Source organism: Microbacterium sp. zg-B96 (assembly GCF_030246865.1).
Taxonomy (GTDB): Bacteria; Actinomycetota; Actinomycetes; order Actinomycetales; family Microbacteriaceae; genus Microbacterium.
In genome coordinates this window covers 497,650-520,389 of the sequence record NZ_CP126738.1, presented here as the reverse complement: position 1 = coordinate 520,389, position 22,740 = coordinate 497,650, and the positions used below count along the sequence as shown (strand labels likewise).

24 protein-coding genes are annotated in these 22,740 nt (G+C 67.6%); 12 read left to right on the top strand and 12 right to left on the bottom strand.

Annotated features, from left to right (window positions below; translation table 11 throughout):
• Positions 1–3: 3 nt before the first annotated feature.
• Together QNO11_RS02325 and QNO11_RS02320 are read right to left on the bottom strand one after the other, a co-directional pair.
• Positions 4–1,125 (bottom strand): glycosyltransferase, encoded by a 1,122-nt coding sequence (locus QNO11_RS02325; protein WP_257509114.1) that lies wholly within the window; start codon positions 1,123–1,125, stop codon positions 4–6.
• Complete coding sequence (locus tag QNO11_RS02320) at positions 1,122–1,694, bottom strand: LbetaH domain-containing protein (protein WP_257509113.1); 573 nt, start codon at positions 1,692–1,694, stop codon at positions 1,122–1,124. The genes QNO11_RS02325 and QNO11_RS02320 overlap by 4 nt, the downstream gene beginning before the upstream one ends.
• A 53-nt stretch (positions 1,695–1,747) precedes the next feature.
• Between QNO11_RS02320 and QNO11_RS02315 the strand changes: the two genes are divergently transcribed.
• From QNO11_RS02315 to QNO11_RS02265, 11 genes are all read left to right on the top strand, one after another.
• Positions 1,748–3,055, top strand: coding sequence for a glycosyltransferase (locus QNO11_RS02315; RefSeq protein ID WP_257509112.1), 1,308 nt, complete (start codon positions 1,748–1,750; stop codon positions 3,053–3,055).
• Entirely contained in the window at positions 3,052–4,080 is a 1,029-nt protein-coding gene (gene gmd, locus QNO11_RS02310; protein ID WP_257509111.1) for a GDP-mannose 4,6-dehydratase, read from the top strand. Before QNO11_RS02315 ends, gmd begins: the two co-directional genes overlap by 4 nt.
• The gene (locus QNO11_RS02305; protein ID WP_285169643.1) at positions 4,065–5,057 is read left to right on the top strand and encodes a GDP-L-fucose synthase family protein; all 993 of its coding nucleotides are present in this window, start codon (positions 4,065–4,067) and stop codon (positions 5,055–5,057) included. Before gmd ends, QNO11_RS02305 begins: the two co-directional genes overlap by 16 nt.
• A 372-nt stretch (positions 5,058–5,429) precedes the next feature.
• The gene (locus QNO11_RS02300) at positions 5,430–6,734 is read left to right on the top strand and encodes a UDP-glucose dehydrogenase family protein (RefSeq protein ID WP_257509110.1); all 1,305 of its coding nucleotides are present in this window, start codon (positions 5,430–5,432) and stop codon (positions 6,732–6,734) included.
• 212 nt (positions 6,735–6,946) lie between these two features.
• Positions 6,947–7,753: a response regulator transcription factor gene (locus tag QNO11_RS02295; RefSeq protein ID WP_257509109.1), complete on the top strand. Its 807-nt coding sequence runs from the start codon at positions 6,947–6,949 to the stop codon at positions 7,751–7,753.
• Positions 7,754–7,778: 25 nt separating this feature from the next.
• On the top strand, positions 7,779–9,434 hold the full coding sequence (locus QNO11_RS02290; protein WP_257509108.1) for a sensor histidine kinase: 1,656 nt from the start codon (positions 7,779–7,781) through the stop codon (positions 9,432–9,434).
• Entirely contained in the window at positions 9,431–10,564 is a 1,134-nt protein-coding gene (locus QNO11_RS02285) for a nucleotidyl cyclase domain-containing protein (protein ID WP_257509107.1), read from the top strand. The genes QNO11_RS02290 and QNO11_RS02285 overlap by 4 nt, the downstream gene beginning before the upstream one ends.
• A gap of 4 nt (positions 10,565–10,568) precedes the next feature.
• On the top strand, positions 10,569–12,359 hold the full coding sequence (locus QNO11_RS02280) for a DUF4012 domain-containing protein (RefSeq protein ID WP_257509106.1): 1,791 nt from the start codon (positions 10,569–10,571) through the stop codon (positions 12,357–12,359).
• A 51-nt stretch (positions 12,360–12,410) separates the two neighbouring features.
• Positions 12,411–12,965, top strand: coding sequence for a cell wall protein (locus QNO11_RS02275; protein WP_257509105.1), 555 nt, complete (start codon positions 12,411–12,413; stop codon positions 12,963–12,965).
• Positions 12,966–13,107: 142 nt separating this feature from the next.
• Positions 13,108–13,968, top strand: a complete 861-nt coding sequence (locus QNO11_RS02270; protein WP_285169641.1) for a response regulator transcription factor — start codon at positions 13,108–13,110, stop codon at positions 13,966–13,968.
• Between the two features lie 416 nt (positions 13,969–14,384).
• Positions 14,385–14,951, top strand: coding sequence for a hypothetical protein (locus tag QNO11_RS02265; RefSeq protein WP_257509103.1), 567 nt, complete (start codon positions 14,385–14,387; stop codon positions 14,949–14,951).
• Positions 14,952–15,223: 272 nt separating this feature from the next.
• Here the strand turns inward: QNO11_RS02265 and QNO11_RS02260 are convergent, their stop codons facing one another.
• The 3 genes from QNO11_RS02260 to QNO11_RS02250 form a co-directional block, all read right to left on the bottom strand.
• Positions 15,224–15,919, bottom strand: a complete 696-nt coding sequence (locus QNO11_RS02260) for an endonuclease/exonuclease/phosphatase family protein (protein WP_257509102.1) — start codon at positions 15,917–15,919, stop codon at positions 15,224–15,226.
• Positions 15,920–16,006: 87 nt separating this feature from the next.
• Positions 16,007–16,909 (bottom strand): tRNA pseudouridine synthase A, encoded by a 903-nt coding sequence (locus QNO11_RS02255; RefSeq protein WP_257509101.1) that lies wholly within the window; start codon positions 16,907–16,909, stop codon positions 16,007–16,009.
• Between the two features lie 50 nt (positions 16,910–16,959).
• Positions 16,960–17,802, bottom strand: coding sequence for a universal stress protein (locus tag QNO11_RS02250; RefSeq protein WP_257509100.1), 843 nt, complete (start codon positions 17,800–17,802; stop codon positions 16,960–16,962).
• A 204-nt stretch (positions 17,803–18,006) separates the two neighbouring features.
• Here QNO11_RS02250 and QNO11_RS02245 point away from each other — a divergent pair, with 204 nt between their 5' ends.
• Positions 18,007–18,252, top strand: a complete 246-nt coding sequence (locus tag QNO11_RS02245) for an SGNH/GDSL hydrolase family protein (RefSeq protein WP_257509099.1) — start codon at positions 18,007–18,009, stop codon at positions 18,250–18,252.
• Between the two features lie 162 nt (positions 18,253–18,414).
• Here QNO11_RS02245 and QNO11_RS02240 read toward each other — a convergent pair whose 3' ends face one another.
• From QNO11_RS02240 to infA, 7 genes are all read right to left on the bottom strand, one after another.
• On the bottom strand, positions 18,415–19,440 hold the full coding sequence (locus tag QNO11_RS02240) for a GNAT family N-acetyltransferase (protein ID WP_257509098.1): 1,026 nt from the start codon (positions 19,438–19,440) through the stop codon (positions 18,415–18,417).
• A 100-nt stretch (positions 19,441–19,540) separates the two neighbouring features.
• On the bottom strand, positions 19,541–20,128 hold the full coding sequence (rplQ, locus tag QNO11_RS02235; RefSeq protein ID WP_257509097.1) for a 50S ribosomal protein L17: 588 nt from the start codon (positions 20,126–20,128) through the stop codon (positions 19,541–19,543).
• A 79-nt stretch (positions 20,129–20,207) separates the two neighbouring features.
• Positions 20,208–21,197 (bottom strand): DNA-directed RNA polymerase subunit alpha, encoded by a 990-nt coding sequence (locus QNO11_RS02230; protein WP_257509096.1) that lies wholly within the window; start codon positions 21,195–21,197, stop codon positions 20,208–20,210.
• A 166-nt stretch (positions 21,198–21,363) separates the two neighbouring features.
• Positions 21,364–21,762, bottom strand: coding sequence for a 30S ribosomal protein S11 (gene rpsK, locus QNO11_RS02225; protein ID WP_023954078.1), 399 nt, complete (start codon positions 21,760–21,762; stop codon positions 21,364–21,366).
• A 40-nt stretch (positions 21,763–21,802) separates the two neighbouring features.
• Positions 21,803–22,177 (bottom strand): 30S ribosomal protein S13, encoded by a 375-nt coding sequence (rpsM, locus tag QNO11_RS02220; RefSeq protein ID WP_257509095.1) that lies wholly within the window; start codon positions 22,175–22,177, stop codon positions 21,803–21,805.
• Positions 22,178–22,325: 148 nt separating this feature from the next.
• Complete coding sequence (rpmJ, locus tag QNO11_RS02215) at positions 22,326–22,442, bottom strand: 50S ribosomal protein L36 (protein ID WP_257509094.1); 117 nt, start codon at positions 22,440–22,442, stop codon at positions 22,326–22,328.
• 71 nt (positions 22,443–22,513) lie between these two features.
• Positions 22,514–22,735 carry a translation initiation factor IF-1 gene (gene infA / locus QNO11_RS02210; protein ID WP_017201569.1) on the bottom strand — a complete coding sequence of 74 codons (222 nt, stop codon included), beginning with the start codon at positions 22,733–22,735 and terminating at the stop codon, positions 22,514–22,516.
• Positions 22,736–22,740: the final 5 nt, after the last annotated feature.

The window sequence follows — 22,740 nt, the reverse complement described above, 5'->3', positions numbered from 1 at the left end:
GTTTCACGACGACGCCCCCGCGTGCGCGGCATACAGGTCCTCGAGATGTGCCGCTACGTTCGAGATATCTAGATCCTTTCGGAGATAGCGCGACCCGCCCGCGCGTAGTTCACTCGCGAGCCGGGAATCTGTCAGGATCCGGGCGACCGCTCCAGCGAGTTCCCGCGCGGTTCCGTCGGTAATGAGAGCCGCCCCGTGGGCCCCGCACGCCCCCGCGATGCCCAATGAGTCGGTCGCCACGACCGGTGTCCCCACACTGAGCGCCTCCAAGATCGTCATGGGGAATACCTCGCCGAAGGACGGGAGAACATATACGCGCGCGGAGGCGATCCAGTCGCTCGTCTCGTCTGGCGAGGCCGGGCCGACCCAGCGAATCTTGCCCGAATGCCCCGATCGTTCGATCGCCGTTTGCGTCGCCGCGGCTTCGCCTTCGTCAGGCCCCACCAAGACAAACTCCGTTTCAGGGAAGGACTCATGAAGCAGCGTCGCCATCTCTACGAAGGCCACGGGCCGCTTTCGCTCCTGCAGTCGCGCGAGGAACAGAACACGGTTCTTCCGCCCCTCGTACGGAGCCACCTGGCCGACGCGAATGCCGTTCGAGATCCTGACTATCTTAACTGAGGGTTCGACGCCTCGAAGGTCAAGTTCTTCTTGATCGGTTAGCACCAGCGCCGCCCTCGCACCTCGAAGGACCGGCTTGGTGGCGAACCGGTCGAGCGCTCGGGCAAGCCAGCGACCCGATGCATCGATCATTCCGTGCGTCTGAACGACGTACGGAACGCCGGCCATCCGGGCAGCGACGGCGACTGGCATAGTCACCAAGTCGCGTGCAAGATGCACGTGCACGACGTCGAAGCTGGACAGCTGAGTCCGAAACGCCTTATTCAGTCGTGGGGCACGCATAAGGGCGAACCCGTCGCCAGGAACGACCTTTCGTCCGGGAAACTTGCTGAGGATGTAGCCGTCCTGCGAGCGGCGCTCCACCACATCGAGCGGCGAGGCTGCGAACACCGTGACGTCATGGCCCCGCTCAGCGAGCGCTGCCGCCTGTCCCAACGCGACACGGCTCGGCCCCCCGAAGGCGCCGTCGGGGGAGATGTAGGTCACAACCTGGGCGATTCTCATTTCTCCGCCTCTGCGACAGCGAACCGCACCCCAACAGCCTCGGCCCGATCTCCGGCAATGATTGTGTTAGCAGGAACGACCCCGGCTATGACAGTCATCGGCTGGGCCAGGGCGGACCGCCCAATTCGGGTTCCCCCGAGCACGATGCAACGCGACGTGATCCAGACGCCTGCATCAATGTGGATCGGTCGAGTGATGAGCGCCATGTCGCGCCGATGCGCGTGGCTGCCTGTCGTGAGGAACGTCTCCTGCGAGAGCACAACGTCGTGGCCGACATGGATGTGGTCCTGATTATGAAACCAGACGCCCTCGCCAATCCATGAACGATCACCGATATGCAATTTCCAGGGGAACTTCACCCTTGTTCGAGGGCGAAATATGACCCCCTCCCCGATCTGGGCGCCGAATGCCCGCAAAACGCGCACGCGAAGGCCCGAGCTGATCTGCCACGGATTCGTAACGAAGAGCAACTCACAGATGGCCCACAAGTAGACGACCCACGCTGGTCGACCCCAGGCGGCGCGCTCTCCGGGTGCCTCTGACAGGTCGATGACCGGCACGTTGTCCAAAAGTCCTGCCTTTCGGTAACCCGAGGAAATCCCACCCACGATAGCCTCGTGATGTGCCCAGTCAGTTACGCCGAGTTCTCATCCTCGGACTCAACTATCCCCCGGAAAGGACGGGAATCTCTCCGTACACCGGTGCGATGGCGGGCGGGATCGCGAGTCGCAGCTACGAGACGCGGGCATTGACTGCGCACCCCCATTATCCTGACTGGGCTGTAAAGACAGGTTACGGGCAGTGGGTGCGGCGCGAGAACATCGACGGTGTGCACGTCAGCCGGCTCCTTCACTACGTTCCTTCCCGTCCATCTGGGATGCGTCGCGCTCTTTCCGAGCTCACCTTTGGACTCAGGCAGGCGGGACAACGGTGGGAAAGGCCTTCCGTAATCGTCGCCGTGTCTCCCGCGCTCATCTCCACTGCAGTAAGCCGCCTGCGCTCATTAATCACCCATCCCAAGACACCGTTCGTGGTGTGGGTGCAGGACCTCTATAGCCTCGGCCTCAGCGAGACAAGCCAGTCCGGCGGCATTGTCCTCCGCACGATGCAGGCCCTTGAGGGTTGGGTGTTGCGCCGCGCCACCCGCGTGATCGTGATTCATGATCGGTTCGCCAAACGCGTTCACCACGACTTTGCGGTGCCGATGGACCGAATTGAAGTGATCCGTAACTGGACCCATCTGTCCCGCGCCCCCGAGGTCGATCGCGATCTTGCGCGTGTGGCACTGCGCTGGGGCACCGACGAGGTGATCGTGCTGCACGCGGGGAACATGGGCGTTAAGCAGGGACTCGGCAATGTGGTGGAAGCTGGACGGCTCGCGCAGGTCGGCGGACACCGGGTGCGCTTCGTCTTTCTTGGTGGCGGTTCCGAGCGCGCGCACCTTGAAGAGTTGGCAAGGGACGTCGACACCGTAACGTTCCTCGAAGCGCTTTCCGAGAGTGAGTTCGGGGCGGCCCTCCAAGCCGCGGATGTGCTGCTAGTCAACGAAAAGCCCGGCGTGGCCGAGATGGCTGTACCGAGCAAGCTGACCTCGTACTTCGCCGCGGGGCGCCCAGTGCTCGCTGCCACCGACTTGGCTGGGATCACGGCCGAAGAGATCCGTCACTCGGGCGGCGGGGCGGTAGTGCCGGCCGGAGACCCGCAAGCTCTACTCGATGGCGTGTTGGCGCTGTGCGCTGACCGGTCCCACGCCAGCGAGCTCGGTGCGAGCGGGCGCCGGTTCCGCGATACGGTCCTAGACGAGACCACCGCGATCGATGCTTTCGACGCTCTGCTATCTGGCCTCATCGACGGCGATGAACCGCTCGACCATTTCCCGAAACAAACCCCTGAGGCAAGCTCCCGCCCGATGAACACGGAGACACGATGACCAAGCGCGCCCTTATCACCGGTATCACCGGCCAGGACGGCTCCTATCTCGCCGAGTTGTTGTTGTCAAAGGGGTACGAGGTGCACGGCCTCATCCGCCGCGCCTCCACCTTCAACACCTCACGCATCGATCACCTTTACGTCGACCCGCACGATCCCGAAGCGAAGCTCTTCCTGCACTACGGCGATCTCAGCGACGGCGCGCGCCTGGTGACGTTGATGGCGCAGATCAACCCCGACGAGGTATACAACCTCGCGGCACAGTCGCACGTGCGGGTGTCATTCGACGAACCGGAGCACACCGCCGACACCACCGGAACCGGCACGATTCGTCTGCTCGAGGCGGTGCGCCTCTCCGGCATCCACACGCGCTTCTACCAGGCCTCGTCGTCTGAACTCTACGGCGCGACCCCTCCCCCGCAGGACGAGGACACCCCGTTCTACCCGCGTTCCCCCTACGCCGCAGCGAAGCTCTACAGCTATTGGATCACCAAGAACTACCGCGAGGCCTACGAAATGTTCGCGGTCAACGGGATCCTGTTCAACCACGAGTCCCCTCGCCGAGGGGAGACGTTCGTCACCCGCAAGATCACCCGCGCCGTTGCCCGCATCAAGGCCGGCACCCAGAAAGACCTGTATCTCGGCAACCTGGAATCCATCCGCGACTGGGGTTACGCCGCCGAGTACGTCGAGGGTATGTGGCGCATGCTGCAGGTCGACACACCGGAAGACTTCGTCTTGGCCACCGGCGTCGGGTACACCATTAAGGACTTCCTCGAAACGTCCTTCGGCCACGTCGGACTGGACTGGATGGAGTTCGTCAAATTCGACGAGCGCTACCTGCGCCCCACCGAGGTCGACGCCCTGATCGGCGACCCGTCAAAGGCGGCGGACAAGCTGGGTTGGACCCCGACCATCGACGGCAAGGAGCTCGCCAAGCTCATGGTCGACGCCGACATCACGGCCCTCGAAGAGGGCCAGCACTGGATCGACACCGTCAAGCTCCCCTCGTGGGCCGCAGCGTGACCGCGAGCGACCGGCTCGATTACACGCCGGGCGAGCTCGATCGCGACGCCACGTTCTACGTGGCAGGGCACCGTGGCCTCGTCGGGTCTGCGATCGTCCGTAAGCTCGCGGCTTCGGGATTCGGGAACATCGTCGGCAAGTCGTCGGCCGAACTCGACCTGAAAAACCGCGACGCGGTGTTCGAGTACATGACCGAGATCAAGCCCAAGTACATCGTGTTGGCCGCGGCGAAGGTCGGCGGAATCCTCGCCAACAGCACGTACCCGGTCGACTTTCTCAGCGACAACCTCCGCATCCAAACGAACGTGCTGGATGCGGCATTGGCGAACGATGTCGAGCGCGTCGCTTTTCTGGGCTCGTCGTGCATCTACCCCAGACTGGCGGAGCAGCCGATCCGCGAGGACTCGCTTCTGACGGGGCACCTCGAGCCCACTAACGACGCGTATGCGATCGCGAAGATCGCCGGCATCCTGCACACGCAAGCCGTACGCCGTCAGTACGGGCTCCCCTGGATCTCCGCCATGCCGACCAATCTGTATGGCCCCAACGACAACTTCTCGCCCCAGGGCTCGCACGTGCTGCCAGCACTCATCCGCCGCTACGACGAAGCGGCGTCATCGGGCGCACCGACCGTCACGAACTGGGGCACCGGCACACCGCGCCGCGAGTTCCTGCATTCCGACGACATGGCCGACGCCGTGCTGCACCTGATGGAGCACTACGACGGTCCCGAGCAGGTGAACGTGGGCACGGGCACGGATGTGACCATCCGTGAGATCGCCGAGACCATCGGCACCGTCGTGGGATTCACCGGTGCCACCGAGTGGGACACCACCAAGCCCGACGGCACGCCGCAGAAGCTGCTCGATGTCTCCAAGCTCGCCGAAGCGGGCTGGACCGCGAAGATCACTCTCGAAGAGGGCCTCGAGCGCACTGTTGCCTGGTACCGCGACAACGTGGACGCTATTCGCGAATAGGCGATACTCAGGCGAACTCGTCGTTGTCCTGCAGTTCATGCGCGACCGAGCAGTAGGGATGCGCACCGCGCCATATCGCGCGGTGCGGACGCACTAAAGCCCCGCATTCCTCGCACTGGACAGTGCCAACGCCCCACATCGTCCTGTCCACGAAAGCCAAAATCCCCATGAGCATCGTTCCCCCACAACGCCCTTACCGCTCCGCACGAGCGGACCCCAATGGACCCCAGCGTCCGAACGCGACGCTACGCCCCCTATAGGCATCAATCAATGGCCTCCGCGGTCTGCTAGGAATAGGGAAGGAATCGATAGCCGCCCACCGGTGCCGGCACCCGCATCCGAAGCCCCTACTTCTTCGACCTGAGGAATGCCATGCGTCTGTCTGTCATCGGTTGCGGTTATCTCGGCGCGGTTCACGCGGCGGCCATGGCATCCATCGGTCACGACGTGGTCGGCATCGACGTGGACGAGAGCAAGATCGCGTCCCTCTCGCGCGGCGAGGCACCGTTCTTCGAGCCGGGGCTGCCGGAGCTGCTGACCGAGGGCATCGCGTCCGGCCGGCTGCGGTTCACGACCGATATGGCCGAGGCGCAGGGCGCGAAAGTGCACTTCGTGGGCGTCGGCACGCCGCAGCAGAAAGACGGATCGGCCGCGGACCTCACGTTTGTGAACGCCGCCATCGACGCGCTGATCCCCTACCTTTCCGAAGGCGATGTCGTCGCTGGCAAGTCGACCGTGCCGGTGGGCACGGCCGCCACACTCGCCGAGCGCGTCACACCGACCGGCGCGACCCTGGTGTGGAATCCCGAGTTCCTGCGGGAGGGTTTCGCCGTGAAGGACACCATCGATCCCGACCGGATGGTCGTCGGGGTGCGCGAAGACGGCGAGCGCGTCGCCGACATCCTGCGGGAGGTCTACCACCCGTCCGTTGCCAAGGGCACGCCTTTCATCGTCACCGACTACGCCACCGCCGAGCTGGTCAAGGTCGCCGCCAACGCGTTCCTGGCCACGAAGATCTCGTTCATCAACGCGATGGCCGAGATCGCCGAGGTCACCGGTGCCGACGTCACCACGCTGGCCGATGCGATCGGACACGATGCGCGCATCGGTCGCCGGTTCCTGGGCGCCGGCATCGGGTTCGGCGGCGGGTGCCTTCCGAAGGACATCCGCGCGTTCGCTGCCCGTGCCGAAGAGCTCGGTCGAGGCGAGTCGATCGCGTTCCTCCGAGAGGTGGACGCGATCAACATGCGCCGCCGTGACCGGGCGGTCGACCTCGTCGTGAGCGCCCTGGGCGGATCGGTGTTCAAGAAGAACGTGACGGTGCTGGGCGCAGCATTCAAGCCGCACTCCGACGACATCCGCGACTCGCCCGCCCTCGACGTCGCCGTGCGCCTGCATGGCCTGGGCGCGTGGGTCACCATCACCGACCCCGAAGCGATCGAAAATGCACGGGAGCGGCATCCGCAACTGAATTACGTTGCCGACCGCGACGAGGCTTTGCGCGGAGCCGACGCGGTGATCGTCGTGACGGAATGGGACGAATACCGCCGGCAGATGTCCCCTGAGCACGCGGCATCCCTCGTGTCCGGGCGCGTCATCGTCGACGGCCGAAACTGCCTCGACGCTGCTGCCTGGCGTGCCGCCGGGTGGGAGTACTACGGCATGGGTCGCCCATAAGTACCAGAAATGCGCATCCGGATGCAATGGTTTTACGCCGCTTGTTGCGGCGCCCTAATTTGATCTCGGCGGCCTCGGATTTTAGAGGGGTCTTGCCGGGGCCGCCTTCTCCCGTCGCGATTGCCCCTAGCGCTGAGCGCGCGATCTGGGCACAATCAGATCCACCGCGAACGGACGAGGGGATCCCGTTTCTCGCGGGTGCAGGGGGAACCATGGCGCACACAGCATCGCCGAGGGCTGTCGTTATCGAAGACGACACCGACGTTCGCCATTTGCTGATTGAGATCCTCACCAGCGCGGGATTCACCGTCACCGCCGCTGAGAACGGCATCGACGGCATCGCCGCGGTGGTCGCCTACGATCCGGTGATCACCACCATCGATGTCGACATGCCGGGCATCGACGGGTTCGAAGTCACCCGGCGCATCCGCGCGCAGGGCAGTGACGCCTACGTCGTCCTGATCACGGCGCTCACCGATGAGGCCGATGCGGTGCTGGGGTTCGGCGTCGGTGCCGACGACGTGGTGACCAAGCCCTTTCGCCCGCGGGAGCTGCGAGCGCGACTGCTCGCCCTGTTGCGCCGCCCTCGCGTCTCCGACCCTGATGCGCCGCGCAGCGACGGCTCCGCCACGAGTGCGGCTTCCACGACCACCCACGTGTCGGATGCGGTGCGCTTGGACGGGCTGCTGCTGGACCGTGACACCCGCACCGTCGTCGTCGACAGCAACGACATCGCGCTCACGCGCACCGAGTTCGAGCTGCTCGCCACGATTCTCGAGTCAGGGCGCCGGGTGCGCAGCAAAGCCGACCTGGTGCTCACGCTGCACGACGAGACCTACCTCGATCCCTCCAAAGTCAGCGAGGCCGACGAGCGCGCAATCGAAGCGCACATGACCAACCTGCGTCGCAAGCTCGGCGATAGCGCGCTGCAACCTCGGTTCATCGAGACGGTGCGCGGTGCCGGATATCGCGCGGTCGCGCCGCACCCGGATGAGGACGCCGAAGACAGCGAGCCGTAGTCGCCCATCTGGATACACTGACCCCATGGCGGACCCCCCGACCCCCGAGGTACCGCCGCGCAACGACGGCGTATCCACTCGGTGGAGCGACCCCCGCACCCGATCCATCTGGCAGTGGCAACTGGTGCTCGCCGTCGCCGTCGCGGCGATCGCCGCGGTCATCGTGCTGCTCACGCCGCAGACGTTCGCCCATCCGGTGTTCATCCTCGGCGTGCTGCTGCTCCTGCTCGTCAGTGCGCTCACCCTGGTGGTGCCGTGGGACCGGTTCTCGCACCGCACCGTCGCACTGATCCCCGGCCTGGACATCATGGCCATCGGGCTCATGGCCTCGGCCAGCGACGGTCTGCTCGCGATTCTCTGGGTGTTCCCGATCGCGTGGGTCTCGACCTATTACTCGCTGCCGTGGCTGGTCGCCGCGCTGTGCGCGATCGCGGCGATCCTCGTCACCGACATGCTCCTTACCTCGCTCACCTCCGAGCAGACCGTGCAGCTGCTGGTGGTGCTGCTGGCGCTGGTGTTCATCGGGGTGACCATCACCATCGGTTCCCGCCGCACGCGCGCCTTCAGTCGTCTGCTCGAGCGTCAGTTCGCGCAGCTGGAACGCACCCTCCGCCGCGTCGAGGCGCAGGAGAAGCGGGCTCTGGTGCTGTTCAACTCCGTCGACACCGCACTGGCCCGCGTCGACGGGCGTGGCATCGTCCGAGGCGCGAACGATGCCTATCAGCGCCTCTATTCGATCAGCGACGCCTCCCACGCCCACCCGCCGGCCGCCGTCGAATACGACGGCTACCGCGGCGAGCCGCTGCCGCCGCACGACACGATGATCGCCCGCGCGGCCCGAGGCGAGATCTTCGCCGATCAGCGCATCTGGCTGTACGACACGTCCGGGCAGTGGCACGCGCTCGACGTCTCCACCAGCGTCGTGGCATCCACCTCGGACGAGCCCGAGGTCACGCTGCTGACCATTCGCGACGTGACCGCGGCGGTCAACGCGGAGCAGGAGAAGAAGACGCTCACGAGCGTCGTGTCCCACGAACTGCGCAATCCGCTCACCTCCATCGTCGGGCACGTCGATCTGCTGCTGGACCGTGACGATCTGCCCCGCGACGTGCAGGAGAAGCTGGCGGTGGTCGAGAACGCCGGTCAGCGGATGCAACGGTTGATCGCCTCCGTCCTGGAGAAGAACAAGCCCGCCCCGCCGGCGGCACGGGTCGTCGACCTGGGCCGCGTCGTCGCGGCATCCGTCGATGCGTTCGGCCCTGCGGCACAGACCGAGCAGCTCACCGTGGAAGCCGCACTCGAGCGCGACCTGTTCGTCACCGGCGATGCCTTTCGCCTGCGCCAGGCGGTGGACAACATCATCGGCAACGCCGTGAAGTACACCCCGCGGGGTGGGACGATCCGCGTGGATGCCCGCCTCGTCGACGGCGAGGTCCGCCTGGCGGTGACCGACACCGGCATCGGCATGAGCACGACGGACGTGGACCGCGTGTTCGAGCCGTACTTCCGCGGCCAGACCGCGCGCGACAGCGGCATGCCGGGCACCGGACTGGGCATGGTGATCACCCGCGAGATCGTGCAGCAGCACGGCGGGCAACTGTCGTTCACGAGCGCGCTCGGGCGCGGCACCACCGTTGTGGTGCACCTTGCCGCGCACGAGCAAGATGGAGCGCCAGCATGATCAACTCCGGTGTGGGCGTCGTGCTCGTGACGCTGTCGACGGTCAACACCGCGGTGATGGTCGGGCTGGCGTTCTTCTACCGGCCCAGCCGCGCGACGGGCATCTGGACGTTCGCGTTCACGCTGGCGATGATCACGTCGTACGGGTGGGTCGCCGCGGACGCCATGGGCTCCGTCTCGCTGCGTGCCGCGTGCGCCGCCGCCATGCTCGGCGCGACGGTGTTCATCTGGGTGGGGCTGCGGGTGCGACGCGGCGCGCGCTCCTACACATGGATCGCCGTGGTGTTCACCCTCACGTGCACGATCGTGCTGCCGCTGACCGCAGAGCTCGATGCGTTCTCGATCATCTTCCGGGCGGCTTTCGTCGTCGCCGGCGTCTTTGCCGCCCTCACCCTCGCCGAACTGGTGCGCATCGGGGCGCGGATGCGGCATGAGACCCTGCCGCTGGCGGTGGCGTCAGCCGGTTTCATCATCTTCAGCGTGCTGAGTGTCGCCGACGGCCTCATGCGCGGCTTCCCCACCGGCGGCGCCGGTGCGGGCGACGCTCTGTCGCTCATCCGCGACCTCAACTCGATGGCCTCGATCGTCTACGGCACGGCCGCCATGATCACCCTGCTGCTGCTGTCTCGCGAGGGCGCATCGACCCCGCACGTCACGCTGACGAAGACCCCCTTCCGCGCCGTCGCCGAAGACCGGCTGCGGCGTGCTGAGGCGGCGGGCGACCCGTGGTGGTGCCTGCTGGACATTCGGCTGGACGACCCGGAGGACCTGCGTGAGGCGTTCAGCGCTGCGGACTTCTCCCGCATCGCCGACCGCTTCGCGCGCGATGTCACCTCGGTGCTGCCGCCCGATGCCGACATCGAGTTGCAGGGTGACAGCGGGATCGTCGTGCTGCTGCCGCGCCCCGAGGGCGCGGTGCGCCAACTGCTGGCCCGGCTGCTGGACAGGGTGGCCACCGCGGACCCCGCGCGGCCGATTGCAACACGCGTCTCGGCGAGCATCGGCTGGGCCAGCGTCGACACCGTCGGCTACGACCTCGACGAACTGCTCGCCGCCGCCCGCGCAGCCAGCGCCCAGGCGCACCGCAGCGGCGGCGACCGCTGGGAGCGCGTGACGCTCCCCGTAGGCTGATCGCGTGACCGCTGCCGTTCTCCCCCGACCCGTGCGCATCGCGGGAATCGTGTTCGCAAGTGTCCTGGGGGCCCTACTGGTGGCAGCCATCGTGGCCGGCGCGTGGATCGGCGTGCGGGCGGCATCGGCCTACCAGCACCTACGCACCGCTCAGGCCACCATGGGCGAGGCGATCGACAGCCTCAGCGATCCGGCGCAAGCCGCGGGGCTCATCAACGCCCTCTCCGGCGAGACGTCCGCCGCACACCGGCTCACCTCCGACCCGGTGTGGCGTGCCGCCGAAGGCCTGCCCTGGATCGGGCCGCAGCTGGCCGCGGTGTCGACCATCGCAGCGGCGGCCGACGAGGTCGCCGGAACCGCCCTCCCCCCGCTCGCCGAGGTCGCCTCGTCATTCTCCATCGACGCGCTGCGGCCGGCGAGCGGGCGCATCGACACGACGGTGTTCCAGGCCATCGCCGAGCCGGCACGGGCGGGAGCCGACGACGTGGCCGCCGCCGCGGCATCCGTCGCCGCCATCGATCGGGCGCCCCTGCTCGCACCGGTGCGGGACGCAGTCGCCCAGGTGTCCGACCTGCTGCGCACCGGAGCCACCGCCACCGACGCGCTCGCCCGCGCGAGCACGCTGTTGCCGGGCATGCTCGGCGCCGACGGCGAGCGCGACTACCTCATCGTGTTCCAGAACAACGCCGAGTGGCGCTCGCTCGGGGGCATCGTCGGCGCGATGGCGGTCGTCCACACCGCGGACGGCACGCTGCAGCTGAGCGCGCAGAATTCGGGTGCCGCGTTCCCCCGCTACGACGACGCCGTGCTGCCACTGTCCGACGAGCTGCTCTCGCTCTACGGCCCGCGCCCCGGGCGGTGGATGCAGAACGTCACCCAGGTGCCCGACTTCGCCGTCTCGGCCGCGCTGGCCCGCGAGATGTGGCTGCGCGAGACCGGTCAGCAGGTCGACGGCGTCATCGCGATGGATCCCGTCGCGCTGTCGTACTTGCTGGAAGCCACCGGCCCCGTGACGCTGCCTACCGGCGATGAGCTCACCGCCGACAACGCCGTGCAGCTGCTGCTCAACGAGGTGTACCAGCGCTATGAGCGCCCCCGAGACCAGGACGCGTTCTTCGCCGCCGCGGCGGCCGCGGTGTTCGACCGGCTCGCCGGCGGCGCGGCGGACCCCGCCGCGATGGTCGCCTCGCTCGCCCGCGCCGGCCAGGAGCGCCGCCTGCTGCTGTGGAGCGCCATCGAGGGCGAGCAGGAAGTGCTCGCCGGCACCACCCTCGCCGGGGGTCTGCCCGCGACCGACGCCGAGGCGGGACGGTTCGGGGTGTACCTCAACGACGGCACCGGCTCGAAGATGGATTACTACATGCGTGCTGACACGCAACTGGCGTGGAGCACGTGCGCGCTCGATGACGAGGGTCGGGCCACCGGGGAGGCGAGCCTCACCCTCACCCTCACCAACACCGCGCCGGCGGATGCCGCGACGTCGCTGCCCGAATACATCACCGGGGGCGGCGCTTTCGGCATACCGGCGGGAGTGTCCCGCACCGTCACGTACCTCTATCTTCCGCAGGGCTACGAGCTGACCGAAGCGGACTTGTCGATCGACAAGGGGTTCGGCGGCGGATTTCACGACGATCGGCAGGTGCTGTCGTTCGGCGCCGACCTCGCGCCCGGTGAAAGCGTGACGGTGACCGTCTCGGTACGCACGCCGGGGCCCGCCGCCGCCACGATCATCGCCGAAGTGACGCCGACGATCGCGGCGGACGCGCCGACCGAAATTGTCTCGGACTGCCTTTAGCCCATAGAGTCGGAAAGCGGCGGTTTTTCACGCCTTTATCGAAAGAGACTCATGACGCGTCGAGTGACCCGGGCCCTCGCCATAACGGCGATCGCAGCAGCCTCGATGCTGGCCCTTCCTGCAGCGGCCAACGCCTCCACCATCTACCCGCCGTCCGACTCGTGCGCGGTCTCATCCGCAACCATGGTCGCGGGTGAGCCTTTCGACTTCGCCTGCAACGCCAGCACGTTCAGCGCCAACGAGACGGTCACCATCACGATCACCGGCGAGAACGGCGCGGGTGCCACTTTCGGCGCCGCATTCGTGAAATTCGCCATCTCCACCGGCAGTACCACGCGCACCTCCACCGCGACCGGCTCACTTGAGCCCGTTGAGATCACGTTGCCGGCAGATGCCAGCGGCGTGTACAACATCGCGGCGATCTCGGCGACCTCGGCCGGCGGCGCCGGCAGCACCACGATCGCAGCCTCAGGCGGCGGTCTGCCGGTGACCGGCGGCGACGGCAGCGGCATGATGGGTCTGTGGCTGGGCGGCGGCGCCCTGCTGCTGGGTGGCACGGCGATCGCCGCAGCAGCGGCCGCGCGACGCGCGCGCGCTCAGCACTGATCCTCGGCACGCACCCGCGCATCCCACCGTTCACCGGCGGCGTAGGCCGCGGTGTAGCCCTTTTGAGGCGTGCACAGACACACCGCCCCGTCGTGTGTACCATGAGGAAAAAGATCACCCCGTCCCCCCGAGGTTGTGCAATATGACTGATTCCACCGCGCCACCGAAAACCGCGGTGATCGTCGAAGACGACCCGGATATCCGGCATCTCCTGGTGGAAGTCCTGGGAGCCATGGGCTTTGAGACCGTCTCGGTCGACAACGGCGTGGATGGCGTAGAGGCGGTACTGGCCTACCAGCCGCTGATCACGACACTCGATGTCAACATGCCAGGAATCGACGGATTCGAAGCCGCCCGCCGCATCCGCGCCCAGAGCGACACCTACATCATCATGCTCACCGGGCTCGAAGAAGAGGCCGATGTGCTGCTCGGGTTCGGCGCCGGTGCCGACGAGTACATCTACAAGCCCTTCCGCCCGCGCGAGCTGCGCGCCCGCATCGACGCGCTGCTGCGTCGCCCGCGTATCGGCGGGGACACCGCGAACGTCGCCCAGCAGCACCAGGCGGCCCTGACTTTCACCGGCGCCCAGTCGGCTACGACGGTCCTCCCGGCGCTTCATCCCCCCGAGCCGGCGCCCCTGCAGCCGCACCCTCACGGCCGGCTGGGTGCCGGCGCTCTCGCACACCGCGATCTCGAACTCGATCCCGACAGCCGCATCGTCATCGCGGCCGGGCAGGAATTGGAGCTCACCCGCACCGAGTTCGACCTGCTCTCCACGCTTATGGAGTCCAAGCGCCGGGTGCGCAGCAAAGCAGATCTCACCCTTGTGGTGCGCGCGGACTCGTACGTGACGAACTACTACGTCGGCGAAGCGGACAAGCGCGCCATTGAGGCACACATGACAAACCTGCGCCGCAAACTCGGCGACAGCGCCGCCCCCCCCCGATACATCGAGACGGTACGCGGCGTCGGCTACCGCATGACATCGGACTCAGCGGACTAGCGGCGCGTCGCCGCCACGCGCACTTCCTGTTCCCGACGTCGCGGCGGTCACCTCGCGGAAAGTCCGGGCACCCATGTCTCCCCAGACACGGACGTCAGAACTCGGGTTCTCCGCGTGATGACTCTTGAATACTAGGGTCGGAAGAACCCGAAAACCGCGTATTTTCGCGCCCTTAGCGGTTCCTTGGGGGTTTCTTGCGGTCGCCGTCACTCAGCGAATGCGGCGGTGCCGGGAGCCTCTGAAACGGGTGCCTTCGTGCACTCTTAACACAAATGAAACCACCCGAATTTGCGCCGACACCGGTTTTACCCCAATACTGACTAAAGAAGTCTCCTTCCTGACTCTTACCGCATGCAATTCAGAGTTGTCAGGGAGCCCCAGCAAGCACAGACCCCCTGACCGAAAGCACTGAAGCCATGAATAAGACACTTAAGGCGGCCACGGCAGCGACTCTGCTCGCTGGCGCATTCGCCCTCGCCATCCCCACCGCCGCGCACGCCGCATACGTCGTGCCCCCGGCCGACGTCACCGTCGAAGACGCCACTGTCGCCCCCGGCGGCGTGGTTGAGCTTGAGGTCGCCGACGACACCTTCGCTCCCGGCTCCGACGTGGTCATCTCGCTGACGGGTGAGAACGCCAGCGGCGCCTCGCTCGCATTCGTCAAGTTCGCCGTCGAGACCGCGACGCTCGGCACGGTCGATGCCGCAGCCGACGGCTCGCTCAGCGCCGACATCCGCCTCCCCAGCAACGCGATCGGCCAGTACACGGTGCGCGCGTCCGGCGTGGACGCGAGCGGTGCCACCGTCACGGCCGCGGTCACGGTCACCGCGGTGACTGCGGGCGGCGACACGCTCCCCATCACGGGTGGCGACAACAGCGCCCTCCTCGGCCTCTGGGTCGGCGGCGGCGCGCTCCTGCTCGCCGGTGGCGGCCTGGCCGTTGCAGGCACGGTGCGTCGTCACCGTGCGCAGGCGACTGCCTGACCTTCGCACAAACGAACAAGAACGCCCCGGGCCTCGGTCCGGGGCGTTCTTGCGTCTGCGGGGGCGTTGAGCTTGGAGCGCCGCAGCCATATTTCTGACGCAACTTTGGCGCAAGAAGCGCAAGCGTCTGAGGCCGCCCGGTTCAATGACCAAGTGGCGACGTGGGGATCGCTACACAGGGGGAAGCTGTCAGCCGGCCGCGAAGGTGGGGGGTCCGGCCGGCTGCAGCTGCCAAGGGCGCGGGGTGACGCTGCTCGGTGTCACACCATGCGTCACGCCGCGCCCTCCGGGGCACGCACCATGGACGGCTCGGCGGTCACGAGGATCGGCAGATGGTCGCTGAGACCCTGCGGAAGCGTCTTGACCCGCTCGATGTCGAATCCCACCGACGTCGCGAAGTCGTAGTGACCGCGGAAGAACTTGTAGCGCGTGTAGGTGCGCACATCGCTCAGCGTCAGTTCATACCCCTGCTCGCGCACCTTCTGGCCGAGGCTTTCCTTGAACACCGGATAGTTGTAGTCGCCGACCATCAGGATCGGCAGCCCCTCGCCCAGATCGGCCAGCTCAGTGAGCGCCGTCTTGATCTGGTGCCGGCGCAGCGAGTTGAGCGCGGTGAGCGGGGCGGCGTGGAACGACGCGACGATGACCTCGCGGTTGTTGTCGATGTCCCGCAGACGCACGCCCAGCATCCGCTCCTCGGCGGGCTTGAGCACCCGGTCGTGCAGCGACTTCTTCAGCGACATCGACCGCGCCTCGACAGCGCGGTATGTGTTGGCGCGGTAATACACCGCCAGGCCGAGGCGATTGCGGTGGGTGGCATCAGCCAATTTCAGTCCACCGATGTGGTCGGGGATGCCGGCCGTGACGGCCTCTTGCAGGCACAGCACGTCGGCGCCGTGCTTCTCGACCAGATCGGTCAGTTCACCGGCAGCCCGGTGCTTGCGTAAGTTGTACGAGATCACCCTCATGGTGTCACCAGATTATGCCCGGCACCTGGTGCCCCGGTGAAGGTTGCGCATGCGTCCGCTGAACGGGTAAGCCAGGGCCGGATGCCGCTACTCGACGACCCGACGCCGGCGCGTCTGCTCGGCGCGCACGGCCAGCAGCTCGTCGGCGGGGTAGCCCACCTCGGTGAGGGTGAGCCCCCGGGCCGCGAACACCTTGAACTCGCTCGTGCGCGTGGCCCCATCGCGCAGCGCCACCACATCCCGCGGATCCAGGCGCCCCTCCCCCACGCCGACACAGGCTCCGACGAGCGCCCGCACCATGCTGTGGCAGAAGGCGTCGGCCCGCACGTTCGCCACGACGTCGGCCGTAGCGTCACGGCGCCAGTCGAACTCGAGGAGCGTGCGGATGGTCGTGGCTCCGTCCCGGGGCTTGCAGTACGCCGCGAAGTCGTGCAGGCCGATGAGCGAGCGGGCGGCGGCATCCATCGCCGGCACGTCGAGGCGGGTGCGCACCGTGGTGGTGCGGTGCCGCTGCATCGGGTCGTATCCGGTCACCGCATCCGCGATGCGGTACTCATAGCGGCGACTCGTGGCCGAGAACCGGGCGTCAAAGCCCTCTGGCGCCACGCTGGTGCGCCGAACGTACACATCGGGGTACTGGCCCAGCACCCCGGCGATCCGACTCGCCAGTGCGGCGACACGCTCGGCGTCGTCATCCGGCGGCGGCGCACCGTCGGCGGCATCCGCCTGCGTGCCACCCTCGCGCTCGGCACGGCGGGCCCGCCGTGCCCGCAGCCGCGCGACCTGCGCGTCGGTCAGATCGAGGTGGGCCACCTGGCCGGTCGCGTGCACGCCGGCATCCGTCCGCCCCGCTACGACGAGCCGGGGCACACCGCCGAGGATCCGGGCGATGGCGTCTTCGATCGTGGCCTGCACGCTGCGCAGCCCCGGCTGCCGCGCCCAGCCGCGGAAATGCGTGCCGTCGTAGGCGATGTCAAGACGGATGCGCACGCCACAAGCCTACTCAGCCGCCGTCCCCGCTCCGCTGCGTTTCGCCGGTGTCAGCGGGTGATGACCGTCACCGTCGCGACGCGCTGCAGCACCTCGTGACTGATCGAGCCGAGCAGGAACCGCGCCACCGCACTGCGGCCTCGCGTGCCGATCACCGCGAGCTTCGCGTCGGCGGCGAGCGCGTTGATCACCGCGGCGGGGTAGCCCTTCACGGCACGTTCGTCGATGACGAGGTCGGGGTACTGCGCGCGCAGGCCCGCCAGCGACAGCGCGAGGTTCTCCTCGGCGGTGCGCTGCATGTTCGCCAGGTACAACTCGGGGTAAACCATCGCGGCGTTGCGGGGCGCGGTGACCGGCGTCCACACGCACACCGCGATCAGCGGCTCGCCCAGGCGGTCGGCCTCGGCGGCGGCGAACCGGATAGCCCCCTCCGACACCGGCGACCCGTCGACGCCGACGAGCACGCCGGTGCGGTCGTGGATGTCGATGTCGGGCACCACCACGACCGGGCAGTGGGATGCCGCCACGACGCGGATGCCGTGGGCTCCGCGTGCCGGACCCGAACCCGGCCCCCGGTAGTCGCTGCCGATGACCAGCAGCGCCGCATTGGCGGATTCCTCCACGAGCACGTTCACCGGGTTTCCCGCCACCACACGTGTCGTGATGTGCACGCCGGAGGAGGCGGACCGGGCAACCTCGGCCTCGAGCATGTGCCGGTGGGCATCGAGCACCGTCGCCATCACCGAGCTTTCGCCCACCGCCCCGATCGCGCCGCCCACGACGCTGACGAGTTCGACCTGCTGGCCCCGGTGGGCCGCCCGGCGCACCGCCCAATCGACGGCCCGACGGGTCACCGGGGCCTCGGTTACGCCAACAACGATCTTCTCGGTCATGTCTTCCTCCGTCAGATGGTGCGCTGCTGCCAGCCTATGACCGAACGCCCGCGTGCAGGGGGTGAGCTGTGCGCACCACTGCGGCGACTCCCGGTGGCAACCCGGGGCGTGGGAGAGCCCCGACATACACTGGAGACGTCTTCCTCGAGCCGGTGCGCACAGCCCGCCCGAGGGTCCCCCGCCACACCCTCTGCGAGCTGTTTCTTGAACGCACCGCTGTCTTCGCGCGCCCGGCATTACGCCGTTGCGCACTGGAGCGGCGCGATCGCCGGCCGCACCGACCTGCTGGCCGGCGACGGCGTGCACCCGAGCCCCGCGGCGGCCGAGGTGTACGCGTCGACCGTGGCCGACACCGTGGACCGTCTCAACGTCACCCACGCCGCCCACCTGGTGCGCGCCGCGGGGCACGAGCGCGCGCGAGAGCTGGGCCGGCTCCTCCCCGCGGAGTGACGTCGCGGCATCCGCCCGTCGTCGGCGCCGTCCATCCCGGCATCCGCCGCTCCCCCCGAGAAACCACTTCTCGGTCGAGAAACCACGCGATGCAGGGTTTCTCACCCGGATACTGGTTTCTCACCCGGGCGGGCGCGCGGCGCGGCCGCCGGCGGGCCCCCGTCAGTACCGGCGCACCAGGGCTTGGTCGCGCTCGGTCGTGACGAAGCCGAGCCGCTCGTACAGCGAGTTCGCGCCGGTGGGGCTCTCGGTGTCCACGTCGAGCACGGCCGCGCCCAGCCCGGTATCCGCCGCCGCACGCAGCGTCCGCGCGATCACGAGCGGCGCGAGCCCCCGACCGCGGTGCGAGCGCACGACGCCGATGAGGTCGATGTAGGCATGCGAGACGCCGAGGCTCTCCCAGTCGTCCTCGTTCACCGACGCGAGGCAGAATGCCACGATCCGGTCGCCTTCCAGCGCCAGGGTCGACAGCTCGGGGCGCAGGAACGGACCGCCGACGAACTTCTGCCACCGCTCCGGTTCGCTCGGCAGGCTCCCCCAGTGATCGCGGAAGGCGTCGTTGCGGGCCTCCAGGGCATCCAGGGCGCGCTCGGCGGTGTATGGCACCAGGGTGATGCCCTCCGGCGCCTCGCGCTGGTCCACCGGCGCAGCGAGGTCGCGCTGCATCGACGCAAACCAGCGATCCACATGGAACCCGCGCCGCTCGGCGAGCCGCACCGCGTCGTCCTGCGTCTCGGCGGCGTGCAGCCGCACCTCGCCGGGCAGCGTCGACTCGGACTGCGACAACTGCTGCAGCGCCCGCTCGTGCTGCCAGGCCAGCAGGGCGGTGCCGATGCCGCGACGGCGCCAGTCCGGATGCACGGAGCCCTGCAGGTCGATCTGCATCCGCACCTCGCGGGACGGGTGCACGAACGAGCTGCCGACGGCCACCGGCATCCCGTCGGCGGCGAAGCCGAGCACCGTGTCCTGGCCGTGGTCGATGTGCGTCAGTTCGAACGTGTCGGCAACGTCCTCACGCGGCGTCGTCCAGCTGGGGTGGTCGACGCGGTCGGATGCCGCGATGACGCCGTGCATCGCGTCGATGTCGTCCCGGGTGGCCATGCGCCAGGTGGCGACATCCGGATGCCGGGGCAGCTGCGGGTCCGCCACCGGGCCGATGCGCTGGGTCAGAGTCGTCGTATTGCTCACCGGTCCACCCTAGGGGGCCGGGAAACGCAGCGAGGCCCGCGCCTGGCGAACCAGGTGCGGGCCTCGGGTGCAGGATCGAGCGGACTCGACCCGAAAGGGATTATTCGGACTTCTCCTCGGCGGGAGTCTCGACAGCGTCCTCGGCAGCAGCCTCGGCCGCGGCGCCCTCTTCGGGCGACTCGGCGCCGGCCTCGGCGGCCGGGGTCTCCTCGGCGGCGGTCTCCTCGGCGGGGGTCTCTTCGACCTCTGCCTCAGCGGCCGGCTCCTCCGCAGCGGGAGCAGCGGAAGCGGCAGCAGCCGACTTCTTCGCCGACTTCGGCTTCGGGTTCACGGGCTCGAGCACCAGCGAGATGACGGCCATGGGGGCGTTGTCGCCCTTACGGTTGCCGATCTTCGTGATGCGGGTGTAGCCGCCCTCGCGGTCAGCGACCTGGGGGGCGATCTCGGTGAAGAGCGTGTGGACCACGGTCTTGTCACCGATGACCGACAGCACGCGACGACGCGCGTGCAGGTCGCCGCGCTTGGCGAACGTGATGAAACGCTCGGCCAGGGGGCGCAGACGCTTGGCCTTGGTCACGGTGGTCGTGATCGAGCCGTGCGTGAACAGCGCCGCGGCGAGGTTCGCGAGAAGCAGGCGCTCGTGGGCGGGGCCGCCTCCGAGGCGGGGACCCTTGGTGGGCTTGGGCATGTCTATAACTCCAGTTGGAAAGAAGTGCGGTGCGGATGCCGCGACCAGGCGTCACGCCGAGGTCGCGGCATCCGGTAAATCAGATGGTCTCTTCGTCGTATCCGCCGTAGAAGTGCGCGCCGTCGAACCCGGGAACCGAGTCCTTCAGCGACAGGCCGAGCGAGACGAGCTTGTCGCGCACCTCGTCGACCGACTTCTGACCGAAGTTGCGGATGTTCATCAGCTGCGTCTCCGACAGGGCGACGAGCTCCGAAACCGTGTTGATGCCCTCGCGCTTGAGGCAGTTGTACGAACGCACCGACAGGTCGAGGTCCTCGATCGGCATCGACAGCTCGTTGGAGAGAACCGTCTCCACCGGCGCGGGGCCGATCTCGATGCCCTCGGCCTCGACGTTCAGCTCGCGGGCGAGACCGAACAGCTCGGTGAGGGTGCGACCGGCCGAAGCGACGGCGTCGCGCGGGGCCATGGAGGCCTTCGTCTCGACGTCGAGCACGAGCTTGTCGAAGTCAGTGCGCTCACCGGCACGCGTCGCGTCGACGCGGTAGCTGACCTTGAGGACCGGCGAGTAGATCGAGTCGATCGGGACGACCCCGGCCTCGGCGTACTCGTTGCGGTTCTGGGTGGCCGAGACGTAGCCGCGGCCACGCTCGATCGTCAGCTCGAGCTCGAACTTGGCGGTGTCGTTGAGGGTCGCGATGACCAGCTCGGGGTTGTGGACCTCGACACCGGCGGGAGCCGAGATGTCGGCGGCCGTGACCTCGCCGGAGCCGGTCTTGCGCAGGTAAGCCGTGATGGGCTCGTCGCGCTCGCTCGAAACGACGAGCTGCTTGATGTTGAGGATGATCTCGGTGACATCTTCCTTGACACCGGGGATGGTGCTGAACTCGTGCAGCACGCCGTCGATACGGATGCTGGTGACGGCTGCCCCGGGGATCGACGACAGCAGGCTGCGGCGCAGCGCGTTGCCGATCGTGTATCCGAAACCGGGCTCCAGCGGCTCGATGATGAACCGGCTGCGGAACTCGCCGATCTTCTCCTCGGTCAAAGTGGGACGCTGTGCGATGAGCACGATGTGTTCCTTTCGATCACGTGACCGCTATATGACACGTGTGTGTGGTGAGGTGTTGAGTTGTGACGGATGCCGCGCCTCGCGGCATCCGGTATGCGTGCAGTCGTCAGGGCCGAGACCGGGCCGCGCGTGTACGCGGGGCCCGGGCTCGTGAACCTGTCGAGGATCAGACGCGGCGGCGCTTGGGCGGGCGGCAGCCGTTGTGCGCCTGGGGGGTGACGTCCTGGATGGAGCCAACCTCAAGACCGGCGGCGGTCAGCGACCGGATCGCGGTCTCGCGGCCCGAACCCGGGCCCTTCACGAAGACGTCGACCTTCTTGACGCCGTGCTCCTGGGCCTGACGCGCTGCCGACTCGGCCGCCATGCCTGCGGCATACGGGGTCGACTTGCGCGAGCCCTTGAAGCCCACGCCACCGGACGATGCCCAGCTGATGACAGCGCCGGACGGGTCGGTGATCGAGACGATCGTGTTGTTGAACGTCGACTTGATGTGGGCGTGGCCCAGTGCGATGTTCTTCTTTTCCTTGCGGCGCGGCTTGCGCGCGGCGCTCTTGGCCTGTGCCATGTTCTGCGTTCTCCCTAAATCCTGAGGCGCCGGCGGAGGCCTAGCGCGCCTTCTTCTTGCCGGCGACCGTGCGCTTGGGGCCCTTGCGGGTACGCGCGTTGGTCTTGGTGCGCTGGCCGCGCACCGGGAGGCCGCGGCGGTGGCGCACGCCCTCGTACGAACCGATCTCGATCTTGCGGCGGATGTCGGCGGCCACCTCGCGGCGAAGGTCACCCTCCACCTTGTAGGTGCCCTCGATGTGGTCACGGAGCGAGACGAGCTGCTCGTCGGTGAGGTCCTTGACGCGGATGTTTCCATCGATGCCGGTGGCAGCGAGGATCTCGTTGGAACGGGTACGGCCAACGCCGTAGATGTAGGTCAGGGCGATGATCACGCGCTTATCGCGCGGGATGTCGACGCCGGCAAGACGTGCCATGCGACTCTCCTAGGAGTGAGTGGAGGTGTGGAGCAGAATCGGTGCCCGGGCCTCCGCCCGAGGTGTCCCCTCTTGCGAGGTTCTGATCCTGCCGTGTGTGTTTGTTCAGTTGTGAGTCTGTGAGACGGATGCCGCGGCATCCGTCCTGTCAACCCTGGCGCTGCTTGTGGCGGGGGTTCGCCTTGCAGATGACCATGACGCGGCCGTGGCGGCGGATGATCTTGCAGTGATCGCAGATGGGCTTGACGGAGGGCTTGACCTTCATGATGCTTCCTATTCGCTGTCTTCGCCGGGCAGGATCGCGCGAGCGACCTGGGGCGTTACTTCTCGACCGGTCTAGCGGTAGCGGTAGACGATGCGGCCGCGCGTGAGGTCATAAGGGCTGAGCTCAACGACAACGCGGTCCTCGGGGATGATGCGGATGTAGTTCTGCCGCATCTTGCCCGAGATGGTTGCGAGCACTTTGTGTCCGTTGCTCAGCTCGACGCGGAACATCGCGTTCGGGAGAGCCTCGGAGATCACACCCTCGATCTCGATGACACCGTCTTTCTTCGCCATACGCT

Bases quoted from the DNA above. Each gene is read 5' to 3' on its own strand.
- rpsK (WP_023954078.1), bottom strand. From the start codon at position 21,762: ATGGCACAGGCCAAGAGCGCCGCGCGCAAGCCGCGCCGCAAGGAAAAG.
- QNO11_RS02260 (WP_257509102.1), bottom strand. From the start codon at position 15,919: ATGAGGGTGATCTCGTACAACTTACGCAAGCACCGGGCTGCCGGTGAA.
- rpmJ (WP_257509094.1), bottom strand. From the start codon at position 22,442: ATGAAGGTCAAGCCCTCCGTCAAGCCCATCTGCGATCACTGCAAGATC.
- rplQ (WP_257509097.1), bottom strand. From the start codon at position 20,128: ATGCCCAAGCCCACCAAGGGTCCCCGCCTCGGAGGCGGCCCCGCCCAC.
- QNO11_RS02275 (WP_257509105.1), top strand. From the start codon at position 12,411: ATGACGCGTCGAGTGACCCGGGCCCTCGCCATAACGGCGATCGCAGCA.
- QNO11_RS02300 (WP_257509110.1), top strand. From the start codon at position 5,430: ATGCGTCTGTCTGTCATCGGTTGCGGTTATCTCGGCGCGGTTCACGCG.
- QNO11_RS02285 (WP_257509107.1), top strand. From the start codon at position 9,431: ATGATCAACTCCGGTGTGGGCGTCGTGCTCGTGACGCTGTCGACGGTC.
- QNO11_RS02265 (WP_257509103.1), top strand. From the start codon at position 14,385: ATGAATAAGACACTTAAGGCGGCCACGGCAGCGACTCTGCTCGCTGGC.
- infA (WP_017201569.1), bottom strand. From the start codon at position 22,735: ATGGCGAAGAAAGACGGTGTCATCGAGATCGAGGGTGTGATCTCCGAG.
- rpsM (WP_257509095.1), bottom strand. From the start codon at position 22,177: ATGGCACGTCTTGCCGGCGTCGACATCCCGCGCGATAAGCGCGTGATC.
- QNO11_RS02270 (WP_285169641.1), top strand. From the start codon at position 13,108: ATGACTGATTCCACCGCGCCACCGAAAACCGCGGTGATCGTCGAAGAC.
- QNO11_RS02325 (WP_257509114.1), bottom strand. From the start codon at position 1,125: ATGAGAATCGCCCAGGTTGTGACCTACATCTCCCCCGACGGCGCCTTC.
- QNO11_RS02295 (WP_257509109.1), top strand. From the start codon at position 6,947: ATGGCGCACACAGCATCGCCGAGGGCTGTCGTTATCGAAGACGACACC.
- QNO11_RS02250 (WP_257509100.1), bottom strand. From the start codon at position 17,802: ATGACCGAGAAGATCGTTGTTGGCGTAACCGAGGCCCCGGTGACCCGT.
- QNO11_RS02290 (WP_257509108.1), top strand. From the start codon at position 7,779: ATGGCGGACCCCCCGACCCCCGAGGTACCGCCGCGCAACGACGGCGTA.
- gmd (WP_257509111.1), top strand. From the start codon at position 3,052: ATGACCAAGCGCGCCCTTATCACCGGTATCACCGGCCAGGACGGCTCC.